The 12,001-nt window shown below is 65.5% G+C and carries 9 protein-coding genes; all 9 read left to right on the top strand.

Features of this window, described 5'->3' with window-relative positions:
* The first annotated feature begins 75 nt into the window (after positions 1–75).
* The 9 genes from HWX14_RS14795 (at position 76) to HWX14_RS14755 (ending at position 11,957) form a co-directional block, all read left to right on the top strand.
* Positions 76–621 (top strand): GNAT family N-acetyltransferase, encoded by a 546-nt coding sequence (locus tag HWX14_RS14795; protein ID WP_175883393.1) that lies wholly within the window; start codon positions 76–78, stop codon positions 619–621.
* A 151-nt stretch (positions 622–772) separates the two neighbouring features.
* Complete coding sequence (locus HWX14_RS14790; RefSeq protein WP_244130226.1) at positions 773–2,164, top strand: MFS transporter; 1,392 nt, start codon at positions 773–775, stop codon at positions 2,162–2,164.
* Between the two features lie 272 nt (positions 2,165–2,436).
* On the top strand, positions 2,437–2,943 hold the full coding sequence (locus tag HWX14_RS14785; protein WP_175883391.1) for a GNAT family N-acetyltransferase: 507 nt from the start codon (positions 2,437–2,439) through the stop codon (positions 2,941–2,943).
* A gap of 30 nt (positions 2,944–2,973) precedes the next feature.
* Positions 2,974–3,915 (top strand): ABC transporter substrate-binding protein, encoded by a 942-nt coding sequence (locus HWX14_RS14780; RefSeq protein WP_175883390.1) that lies wholly within the window; start codon positions 2,974–2,976, stop codon positions 3,913–3,915.
* A 118-nt stretch (positions 3,916–4,033) separates the two neighbouring features.
* Entirely contained in the window at positions 4,034–6,535 is a 2,502-nt protein-coding gene (locus HWX14_RS14775) for a TonB-dependent receptor (protein ID WP_175883389.1), read from the top strand.
* 151 nt (positions 6,536–6,686) lie between these two features.
* Positions 6,687–7,688, top strand: a complete 1,002-nt coding sequence (locus tag HWX14_RS14770; protein WP_175883388.1) for an LLM class flavin-dependent oxidoreductase — start codon at positions 6,687–6,689, stop codon at positions 7,686–7,688.
* Positions 7,689–7,730: 42 nt separating this feature from the next.
* Positions 7,731–9,053 (top strand): LLM class flavin-dependent oxidoreductase, encoded by a 1,323-nt coding sequence (locus HWX14_RS14765; RefSeq protein WP_175883387.1) that lies wholly within the window; start codon positions 7,731–7,733, stop codon positions 9,051–9,053.
* Positions 9,053–10,864 carry an amino acid ABC transporter permease/ATP-binding protein gene (locus tag HWX14_RS36755; RefSeq protein ID WP_175883386.1) on the top strand — a complete coding sequence of 604 codons (1,812 nt, stop codon included), beginning with the start codon at positions 9,053–9,055 and terminating at the stop codon, positions 10,862–10,864. Before HWX14_RS14765 ends, HWX14_RS36755 begins: the two co-directional genes overlap by 1 nt.
* A 52-nt stretch (positions 10,865–10,916) precedes the next feature.
* A complete protein-coding gene (locus tag HWX14_RS14755) occupies positions 10,917–11,957 on the top strand; it encodes an LLM class flavin-dependent oxidoreductase (RefSeq protein ID WP_208456181.1) in 1,041 nt (346 codons plus the stop codon).
* The last annotated feature ends 44 nt before the right edge of the window (positions 11,958–12,001 follow it).

The raw sequence follows: 12,001 nt of genomic DNA, 5'->3' as shown, positions 1-12,001 counted from the left end.
TCGAGGTGTGCGCCGGCGGATGGATCATGAAAAACCGGCCCTGGATTCGGGCAACGGTCTGTGAGGAGACGTTTGATGTCTGAAGTCGAAGCTTTGTTTGAACGGCATGACCGGTTCGTCTATGTGTCGGCCCGCGACCCGCTCACGCAGCCGCTGTTCGACGAGCTGGCGTACGAATACAGCAGCCGTTACGCCGCTTATATCCCTGTAGAGGAACTCGACAAGGAACTCGTGCGCTATCCGGTCGAGGCGTTTGCGCCGCCCCAGGGCGCGTTTCTGCTGCTGTTGCGAGAGGGCAGGGCCATCGCGGGCGGCGCCTTCATGCGCCATCACACGCCGGCCACGGCGGAGTTCAAGCGCATCTGGGTCAGTCGCGCGCATCGCCGTCAGGGGTTGGCGCGGCGCGTGCTGGCGGAACTGGAGGCGCAGGCTGCGCGGCAAGGCTACACGCGCGTGCATCTGGGAACCGGGCCGCGACAACCCGAAGCGGTCGGCCTTTACCGGTCCTCCGGCTATACGCTGCTGTCGTCGCACGATTTCGGCGAGGATGCGCCGCCCGGCGTGTTATTCGAGAAATATCTGCTGCCGGTTCAGGTGGCGCATGCCAGCAGTGTGGAATGAATTGACGACTCCGGACAAGCAACACGCTTCCGTGCACGCGGAGCTTGCAGACGTCGTTTCTCGGACGCGACCGTCCGGCCGGTCCGGCTGGCCGTCCCGACGGCGCGATGCGCGCGGTGCGTCGCACGATGCGAGCGCCCGTGCCGACATCGTGCTGGGCATCTGCGTCGCAATGGGCTTCACCACGCTGCTCGATCAGGCGATCTTCACGCTCGCGGTGCCGGCGCTCAGGAGCGGACTGCACGCGTCCACAGCCGAAATCCAGCTGATCACGTCGGTCTATTCGATCGCGTTCGGCATCGCGCTCGTGCCCGCCGGCCGGCTCGGCGACGCGTTCGGGCGCCGCCTGCTGTTTCTGGTCGGGCTCGCGATGTTTACCGGTTTCAGCGTACTGGGCGGATTGGCGGACGATGCGCGAACGGTGATCGCCGCACGTGTGCTGCAAGGGCTCGGCGCGGGGATAATCAATACGCAGATATTCGGCTTGATCCAGGACCTGTTCACCGGCACCGCTCAAGCCCGGGCACTCGGACGATATGCGATGGCAGGCGGCCTGTCGGCGCTCGTCGGACCGATTCTCGGCGGGCTGGTGCTGGCATCGGCTCCACCGGACATCGGCTGGCGGCTGCTGTTCCTCGTCAATGCGCCGTTCGGAGTGGCCGTGTTTTGCGTGGCGCTTCGGCATTTGCCGCGCCAGCGGCTGTCGGATCGCCGGTTCTCGATCGACCTGATCGGGTTGATTCTTCTGTCCGCGATCACGCTCGCGCTCATGCTCGCCACGTTGGTCGGGAGTGCCGCGATGCCGTCGCGGCGCGTGTGTTTCGCGGTCGCGCTGGCCGGGTTGCCGCTGTTTCTCGCGTGGGAGGCCGCGTATCAGCGCGGCGGCGGCACGCCGATCCTGTCTCGCAGCCTGATCGGTTCGCGCGGCTATGTGCTCGGCACGATCGTCGCGATGTGCCAGTTTGCAGCGGGCGTCACGCTCGGGATGGTCAGCGCGTTGTTCTTTCTCGACGGCTTGCATCTCGACCCGCTGCTGTATGCCGCGCTGTCGATTCCTGCCGCGCTCGCATCGACCGCATCGGCGATGTGGAGCTGGCGGTTCGTCCGGCGCTTCGGCCGCGGCGGGACGGTGTTCGCGATAGCGTGTCATGCGCTTGCGGTCGCCGCACAGGGTGTCGCGGCCGAATACTTCGAGGTTCGCTGGATCGTACTCACGTATCCGGCGATCGTGTTGCTGCAGGGCGTCGCCGGCGGCCTGATTCATGCGCCGAATCAGGCGATGACGCTCGCGGAAATCGGCCAGGATGAAGGACGCGGGCTGGCTGCGGGATTTCTTCAGTTGTCGCAGCGGCTTGCGTGCTCGATCGGCATGTCGTGGGGAACCGGTGTGTTCCTGGTGCAGGCATCGTCGTCAGCCGGTTTGGCGGCATATCGCGATGCGTTCGTCGAAGTGCTGATGCCGATATTGGTTCTGGTCGCCGGTGCGTTCGTGGCGGCATGCGCGGACTGGACGAGCAGGCGAGCGCAGCGTCCGGCGGGCTGACCGGCAGGACGAGCCGCATTCTTTTGGTGCATGCCGATCTCTACGCTACGTCATCCTGATTATGTGTATCTGTGTGCATAACGATTTCAAAAATGCTTGGTTTGCGCGTGAATGGTTAACGCGCACTATTGGGCCACGCGACACAGGAAATTAACCGTGTCGAACAAATCGATCCAATCCGGCAAATCAGAGGCAGATGGCTTGAAGCATCTGGCGTATCAGTGACAGACGAAGTAATCGACACCTCCCCGCTCGACCCGCTCGCGCTGCCCATGTTCGACGAATTGTCGGTCGAGTATTCCACGCGCTATCGGGATTTTCGCTCCGTGCCCGCGGAAGTCGTGCGCGATGAACTCCTGACGTATCCGGCCGAACTGTTTGCACCACCCGACGGCGCGTTCGTGCTGATTCGCCGAGGCGACGAAGTCGTGGGCGGCGGCGCATTTCAGCGCTACGACGAAACGACCGCCGAGCTCAAGCGCATCTGGGCGCATTCCGGCGTGCGTCGTCAGGGCATTGCACGCCGCGTGGTGGCCGAACTGGAAGCCCGCGCGTTGCAGCAGGGATACCGGCGCGTTTATCTGACGACCGGCTTTCGTCAACCGGAGGCGTCGGCGCTTTATGCGGGCATCGGCTATGCACCGCTATACGATCCGGCGATCGCGCTGGAAGTGCATTGGCGATTGCCATTTGCGAAGGATCTGCTCGAGCCGGGCCGTACCGACCGGTTGCTGGATTTGAAGCCGGACAGACCGTTGGGTCGGCCGTTCGGCGCATGACGGATGAACACTTTCACGGGATATCGAAAAATGAATCGTCGTCGCGGAATCGCTCTCGCATTGTCCGGCGCGTTTGCCCTCTTGTTCATCGGAGTGGCCGGCATCGCGCAGTCGGCGCCATCGTTGAACCTGAGCCCCGATCAGCATGATCGCCCGCGCGTCACGCCGGATGCGGCGGCCGTCAAGCTGATTCCGGAGAATTTCCGCTTCGTCGAGAAGGGCGTGCTGACCGTCGGGATCGCGGTGGGCGTGCCGCCGATCAGTGTGTACGCAACGGATGCGAAAACGATCGTCGGGGCCGATCCGGATCTCGCGCAACTGGTGGCGGACGAACTCGGCCTGAAGCTCAGGCTCGTGCCGCTCGCGTGGGCGGACTGGCCGCTCGCCGTCGCGTCGGGCAAGGTCGACGCGGTGCTGTCGAACGTGACCGTGACCGAGGCGCGCAAGCAGAAGTTCGACTTCTCGACCTATCGCCGCGACGTGCTGGGTTTCTACGTCGAGCAGAACAGCGCGATCAAGCAGATCCGCGAGCCGAAGGATATCGCGGGGTTGCGCGTCATCGGCGACTCGGGCACCAACCAGGAAAAAATCCTGCTGGCATGGGACAAGGACAATGTCGCGCACGGATTGAAGCCGATTCACGTGCTGTATTACGACGACCCGTCCGTCCGCGCGCTGGCGCTGGCGTCGGGACGCGCCGACGCGATTTTCAGCGTCAACGCGGTGTTGGCTTACCAGGTGAGCCAGGGTGTGAAGATCAGGCAGGTGGGCACGGTCAGCGGCGGATGGCCGCACACGGCCGAAGTGGCCGTCACGACCCGCAAGGACGGCGGGCTCGCGGCGCCCATCACCTATGCGATCAACGACCTGATTCAGAACGGCAAATATCGGCAGGTGCTGAGCCGCTGGAATCTCGACAGCGAGGCGATCACGAAGGCCTCGACCAATCCGCCGGGGCTTCCCGATCTCTGATCCGGCTTCGAGTGGATGAAGAGGGACCGCCACGTGCAGTGGCATTTTACGAATCATATGCACTACTACTAAAAGGCATCGCATAGCGTGCCTTCGATCGACAAAGAGCGGAGAAATCATGCGGCACACACGAGGCGAAGGGGTTTCGCCGAAGACGCGCAGGACGGTGATATCGGTGGCGGTGGCGGCTGGCGTTTTTCATGGCGCGGCCTGGGCGCAGGAAGCGGGAGCGGGGGACGCCGCGGCAGCGGTCGCGACGCCGGCCAGTAGTGCGGCCGCGACGGCATCGTCGGCTGCGGCTGCGGCTGCGGCTGCGGCTTCGGCGGCGCCGGACGGCAAGGTACAGGTTCAGGACCGCGTCGTGATCACGGGTTCGCGCACCGAGACGCGGGCGAGCAAGAGCCTGACGCCGATCGACGTGATCGGCGGCGATCAGTTGCGTGCGACGGGGCAGACCAACCTGCGCGATGCGCTGGTGAAGCTGTCGCCGTCGATCACGCGGACCTCGTACTCGGGCGATGCCGGCGTGCTGACCGACACGCTGTCGCTGCATGGCCTGACGCCCGACCACGTGCTCGTGCTGGTGAACGGCAAGCGCCGCCACACGACCGCGAACATCACGCTCGACCCGGGCCTGAACCAGGGCTCGACCGGCGTCGATATCGATACGATCCCGGTGGGCCTGATCGACCATATCGAAGTGCTGCGTGACGGCGCATCCGCGCAGTACGGTTCCGATGCGATCGCGGGCGTGATCAACATCATCCTGAAGCGCAACACGCACGGCGGCGAACTCGCGACGACCAACGGACAGACGTATTCGGGCGACGGCTTCAAGACGAGCGAATCCGCGACGATCGGCCTGAACATCGCCGACAAGGGCTTCCTCGATCTGAGCGCCGGATTCGACCGGCAGAACCATACGATCCGCACGGGGCCCGACGACTATTTCGGGCGGTTTCCGCAAGGGCAGGGCTATTACAACCCGATTCTCGGCGACCCCTCCAGTTCGCGCGAAACGGTCGGCTTCAACGCCGGCTACTACCTCGGCGACGACGTCGAGCTGTACGGGTTCGGTACCTATGCGCACCGGAACGGCGATGCGTACCAGAACTATCGTCCGCCGTCGGTCCTGCCGCAGGTCTACCCGAACGGGTTCGTGCCGGTCGAAACGATCAACGAGAACGATTACTCGGTGACGGCTGGCGTGAAGGGCAAGAACCTGTTCGGCTGGGCATGGGATCTGAGCACGACCTATGGCGGCGACTACAGCGTGTTCGGGATGCGCAATTCCGCCAACACGGGGTTGTACGCGGCATCGGGATTCACGCCGACCACCTTCCATCTGTCGACCGTCAGCAACACCCAGCTGACGAACAACCTCGATTTGTCGCGGGCCTTCAATGTCCCGCTGCTGCCCGCCCCGCTGAACGTCGCGGTGGGCGTCGAGCAGCGCCGCGAGACCTACACGATCCGCAACGGCGAGCAGGCGTCGTGGATCGACGGCGGCTCGGCTGCGTTGCCGGGTCTGGCGCCGGTCAGCGCGAGCGACATTTCGCGCAACGTGATCGGCACGTACGTCGATCTGTCGACCTACCTGACGCCGAAATGGCAGGTGAACCTGGCGGGCCGTTACGAGCACTACAACGACGTCGGCGACACGACCAACGGCAAGGTTTCGACCCGCTACCAGTTCTCGCCGGCGATTGCGGTTCGCGGCAGCGTCAGTTCCGGCTTTCGCGCGCCGTCGCTGGCCCAGGAGTCGTACACCAGCGTGACGACGTCGCCGGCGTCCGTGGGCGGCATCCTGGCGACGACATCGCCCGGCGCGCGCCTGATCGGTGCGCAGGCGCTGAAGCCCGAGCAGTCGACCAGCTACAACTTCGGGTTGGTGCTCAATCCCGTTCGCAACCTGCAACTGACGATCGATGCGTACCAGATCAATATCCGCAACCGGATCGTCCTCGGCGGCACCGCGTCGGGCGCCGCGGCCATCGCCGCACTCGAAGGGGCCGGCCTGAGCGTGCCGGGCTCGGTGCCGGCATCGGCGGTCAGCGCGAGTTACTTCACCAACGGCGCGAACACGCGCACGCGCGGGATCGACCTGGCAGGCACCTATCACACCGGGTTCGGTCGCTACGGCCAGGTGGACTGGGATTTCGGCGTGAACCTGAATACGACGTCGGTCACGCACGTGGCGAACGGATCGAACGGGAAGCCGTCGCTGAACGGGCAACAGATCGCATCGCTGTCCACGACGACACCGAAGAACAAGATCATCATCGGCGGCACCTGGCGTCTCGACAAGTGGGCGGTCACGCTGCATGAAACGCGCTACGGGAAGACTTCGGGCGAGGGCACGTACTTCGTCGGCCCGAACGCGTTCTCGACGTCGCAGTTCGTTCACTACGAGGAAGCCGCGCGCTATGTGACCGACCTCGAGGTGCGCTATGACGTGACCAAGCAGTTCCAGATCGCGGCCGGCGCGCAAAACCTGTTCGACGTTCGCCCGAGCAAGCTGCCTTTCGAGACGCAACTGGAAGGCATCCAGTACAGCGGCGGCAGCACGATCGGCGTGAACGGCGGATTTTATTATCTGCGCGCACGCTATCTGTTCTGATCGAACGACCATATCCATAGCAGAAATGACCGTAACGGGAAGGTGCTCCGTTATCCATAATGAATGACCTGTCCGGCATGTTCCGCTGTATCGGCACGCGCCGGACGCCGCTTCGTTTCGGCGGGTCAGCCGTTCTACAAGGTTGAGCTTCATGTCTTATTCCCTCTCGATTCTCGACAAAAGCCCGATTGCAGAAGGGGCGAGCGCGCATGACGCACTGAGTTTCACGATCGCGCTCGCGAAGCGCGCCGAAGCGCTCGGCTACAAGCGCTACTGGATCGCGGAACACCACGGTGCATCGGGTCTCGCGAGTTCGGCGCCCGAGATCGTCGTGTCGCATTTGCTTGCGCATACGTCGCGGATTCGCGTCGGGTCAGGCGGCGTGATGCTTCAGCATTACAGCCCTTACAAGGTCGCCGAATCGTTTCGCGTGCTGGCTGCCATCGCACCCGGGCGGGTCGATCTCGGCGTGGGCAAGGCGCCCGGCGGGCTGCCGCTCTCCACGCGCGCATTGCAGTGGTTTCACGACAAGTCGAAGAAGCCCGATTTCGCCGGACAACTCGCCGAGCTCGATGCGTTTCTCGGCGACGGCGTCGCGCCGGATCATCCGCTCGCCGGTGCGATCGCGCTGCCCGCACCGGCGGAGCCGCCGCAGCGGATCCTGCTGGGCGGCAGTCCGGAAAGCGCCGAACTGGCTGCGCGGCACGGCTGGCAGTTTTGCTACGCAGGCCACTTCAACGGCGACGTGGCCAATATCGAGCGGTCGATCGACGTCTATCGCAGCGCGACGGGCGACGTGCCGCTGCTGGCACTGTTCGCGGTCGCCGCGCAATCGTCCGAGGACGCGAAGCGCCAGGTCGGCGCGCTGAGGATCTTCAAGCTGCGCTTCGGGAACGGGCAGAGCGTCAACCTGCAAAGTGCGGACGCGGCGGCCGATTTTGCGCGCCAGATCGGCGTGACCGACTACCGGATCGACGAACTGCATCCGCAGGTGCTGGCCGGTACGGCGCAGGAGGTGCGCCGCGAACTGGATGCGCTGCATGAGCGCTTCGGGGTCGACGAGTTCGTGATCGACAACCCGGTCACGGACCCCGCGAAACGTCTCGCGTCGCTCGAAGCGCTGGCAAGCGTCGAGCAGCCGGTCGGCGTTTGATGGCGAGCGTCCCCATTCCTTCTTCCGCATGCGAATCTGACCATGACCCAACGTAACCTGACATTCGGACTGATCCTTCACGGCGCCGGCGGCCACATGAATTCGTGGAAGCATCCGGCCGGCCCCGCCGATGCGAGCGTCAATATCGATTTCGTGACCGGCATCGCGCAGAAGGCCGAAGCGAACGGCGTGGCATTCGTGTTCGTCGCCGATGGCCTCTACATCAACGAGAAATCGATCCCGCATTTCCTGAACCGCTTCGAGCCGATCTCGATCCTGTCCGCGCTTGCGACGGCGACATCGAAGATCGGGCTGGCCGGCACGCTGTCCACGTCGTACAGCCATCCGTTCACCGTGGCGCGCCAGTTCGCATCGCTCGACCTGATCAGCGGCGGCCGTGCCGGCTGGAACGTCGTGACGTCGCCGCTCGAAGGGTCCGCGAAGAACTACGGTGGCGAGCATCCGGATCACGCGCTGCGTTACGAGATCGCCGACGAATATCTGGAAACGGTGCAAGGCCTGTGGGACAGCTGGGACGATGATGCCTTCGTGCGCGACCGCGCGACCGGCCGCTTCTTCGACCGCGACAAACTGCACACGCTGGATCACAAGGGCCGCTTTTTCAACGTGGCCGGGCCGCTGAACATCCAGCGCTCGCCGCAAGGGCAGCCGGTGATTTTCCAGGCCGGATCGTCGGATGCCGGCATCGCGCTGGCCGGCAAGTATGCCGATGCGGTGTTTACCCATGCGCCTTCGCTCGACGAGACGCGCGTATTCGCCGAACGCGTGCGCGACAGCGCGGTGGCGCACGGCCGCGCACGAACCGACGTGAAGATCTTCCCCGGCGTCGGGCCGATCGTCGGCGCGACGCGCGAAGAAGCCGACGAGAAGTACCGCGCGATTCGCGACCTGCTCACGATCGACGAGGCGCTGGCCTACCTCGGCCGCTTCTTCGAGCATCACGATTTTTCGCAGTATCCGCTCGACGCGCCGTTTCCGGAGTTGGGCGAACTCGGCAGGAACAGCTTCCGTTCCACGACCGATCGCATCAAGGAAGAGGCCAGGAAAAACGGCTCGACGCTCAGGGAAGTGGCGCTCGAGGTCGCCACGCCGAAGCCCGGCTTCATCGGTACCGGCGAGGAAGTCGCGGACGAACTGATCCGCTGGTTCGACGCCGGCGCGGCCGACGGCTTCATCCTCGGCTTCCAGGTGCAGACCGAAGGGCTCGACGATTTCGTCCGTCACGTGATTCCCGCCCTCGAAGCGCGGGGCCGCTATCACCGTGCGTTGCCGGGCGCCACGCTGCGCGACCATCTCGGCTTGCCGCGTCGCGTGAGCCGCTACGCCACCGCAGAGACTGCGTGATGAACGATCTCTCCCGGATTGCCGGCCACGCACCCTTCGTGCCCGATGCCGCGGCGCCGATCGACCCCGACCATGCGGATTACCGCGTCGTTCCCGCCCGCTATCCGGCGAGAACGGCCGGCACCGTCGCGGCGATCGTGCTGATCGCGGCCGTGCTCTATTCGGTGCTCGGCAACCCGCGCTGGGGTTGGCACGTCTTTGCTCACTGGTTTTTCTCGGAGGCCGTGCTCGCGGGCCTCGGGCAGACGCTGCTGTTGACGGCGCTCGGCGCGGTGCTCGGCTTCGCGCTGGCCATTCCGCTCGCGCTCGCGCGGCTCTCGCGTTCGCCGCTGCTGTCGTCGTGCTCATGGGCGTACACCTGGCTGTTCCGCTCGATTCCGACCATCGTTCTGCTGCTGTTGCTGAACAACCTCGGCTATCTGTACGACACGGTCAGGCTGGGTATCCCGTTCACGGACATCGTGTTCCTGCACGGGCCGACCACCGACCTGATCACGCCGTTCATGGCGGCCATTCTCGGGCTCACGCTGACCCAGGCCGCGTTCGCGGCGGAGGCGATCCGCGGCGGCATCCTGTCGGTCGAACACGGGCAGCGCGAGGCCGCGGCCGCGCTCGGGCTGCCGCGCGCGCGGCAGACCTGGCGCATCGTGTTGCCTCAGGCGATGCGCGCGATCCTGCCGGCCGCGTTCAACGACGTGATCGGGCTCGCGAAGGGCACGGCGGTCGTCTATATCCTCGCGATGCCGGACCTGTTCTACACGGTGCAGATCATTTACCACCGCAACCTCGAAGTGATCCCTATGCTGATGGTCGCGACCGTCTGGTATCTGGTGATCCTGACCGCGCTATCGGCGATCCAGGTGCATATCGAGCGCCACTATGCGCGCGGCGCGACGCGCGACCCGGTCGCCGTGTCGGGCCTCTTCGCCATTCTGCGCAGAGCCCGTGTCGCGGCCGAGGCGCTGCTGTTCCGCGGCTCGGCGGCTGACGCGCGGCCGGACGACGCCGCCGCGCCGGGCGCGGAGGCGGCCGGGTGGGCGAAGCAGCGTGTCGGCGCGGCCGTCGGCATTCATCGCGTATCGAAGAGCTTCGGATCGCTGAAGGTGCTCGACAACGTGTCGCTGGCGATTCCGTCGGGGAGCGTGACCGTCGTGCTCGGGCAGTCGGGATCGGGCAAGTCGACGCTGTTGCGCACCATCAACCATCTGGAGCGCGTGGACGAGGGGTTCATCGACATCGACGGCGAACTGGTCGGCTATCGCCGCGACGGGCGCACGCTTTACGAGCTCAAGGAAAAGGACATCCTGCGCCGCCGCGCCGAAGTCGGCATGGTGTTCCAGAGCTTCAACCTGTTCCCGCATTTGACCGTGCTCGAGAACATCGTCGAGGCGCCGGTCGCGGCCGGCCTGTCGCGTGCGCAGGCGGAAGCGGAAGCACGCGCGCTGCTCGCCCGGGTGGGGCTGGCCGGCAAGGCCGACGCGTGGCCGCGTCAGTTGTCCGGCGGGCAGCAGCAGCGCGTCGCCATCGCACGCGCGCTGGCGCTGAAGCCGAAGGTGTTGCTGTTCGACGAGCCGACTTCCGCGCTCGATCCGGAACTCGTGAACGAAGTGCTCGACGTGATTCGTCAGCTCGCCCGTTCCGGCACCACGCTGATCATCGTCACACACGAAATCGGTTTTGCGCGGGAAGTGGCGGACACGATCGTTTTCATGGACGGCGGGCGCGTGGTGGAGTCGGGGCCGCCGTCGGCGGTGCTGACGGCCCCCGCGCATCCGCGTACGCGCGAGTTCCTGTCCAAGGTGCTGTCGTAGTGATGCCGTGGACATGCACCGGGACCACGGCAAATGACGAAGGATGAAAAAGGTGAGCAACGTACGCATTGATCATATTGCCTTCCTGACGCCGGGAAACTATCCCGACGAAGACGCGAGCGCGGGATTCGAGCGGACGCTCGAACTGTTCCGCGTGGGCGAGGCGCTCGGTTACGACAGCGCGTGGGTGCGGCAGCGCCATCTCGAGCGCGCCGTATCGTCGGCCGCCACGTTTCTCGCGGCGGCGAGCCAGCGGACGACGCGGATCGGACTCGGTGCGGCGGTGATCCAGATGGGCTACGAGAATCCGTTCCGGCTGGCCGAGGATCTCGCGACCGTGGACGTGCTGTCGCGCGGACGGCTCAACGTCGGACTCAGCGCGGGCGCGCCGAATCACGGCGCGCTGCTGGGCGAGCGGCTGTTCGACACCGATCCGGATCTGGTCGACTTCTCGCACGCGCGGGTGGCGCGCCTGCGCCGCAATCTCGCCGGCGATTGGCTCGGCGACGACGACACGTTCGTGGAGTCGGCCGCGGGCCGCGTGCGGCCGCGCGTGGGCCCTTATGCGCCCGGATTGACGGGCCGGCTATGGTACGGAGGCGGATCGAGACGCTCGATCGAGTGGGCCGCCCGAAACGGCTTCAACCTGCTGATCGGCAATCTGACGACGGGCGAGGGGACGGACAGTTACGTCGACGCGCAGCTCCGGCAGCTCGAGCTGTACCGCGCGCACTGGAGCGAAGCCGCTCCTCCGCGTATCGCGCTGGGCCGCGTGATCGTGCCGACGGACGGTGCAAATGCCCGCGAGCGCGAACGCTATCGCGCGTTTGCCGACGGCCGCCATGCGCGCACGCTCGCGCCGCAGGGCGAGCGGCGCACGCTGTTCGCGCCGGATCTCGTCGGCACCTCGGACGAGATCGTGGAGCGGCTACTGGCCGACCCAGTGGTCGGACAGGTGCGGGAGCTGCGCCTCGAATTGCCTTACGACCTGCCGTTCGAGAACTACCGGCAGATTCTCGAGGACTTCGTCACGCGTATCGCGCCGGCACTCGGCTGGCAGCCGGCTGGCCGGCGAGAGCCCGCCGCGGCCTGATGCGATCGACATGAGCTTCCATCGAATGGAGTACGTGATCGAAG

The organism is Burkholderia sp. BCC0044 (assembly GCF_902832955.1).
Taxonomy (GTDB): Bacteria; Pseudomonadota; Gammaproteobacteria; order Burkholderiales; family Burkholderiaceae; genus Burkholderia.
The sequence above is the reverse complement of the archived record's forward strand: the minus strand, read 5'-3'. Positions and strand labels throughout refer to the sequence as shown.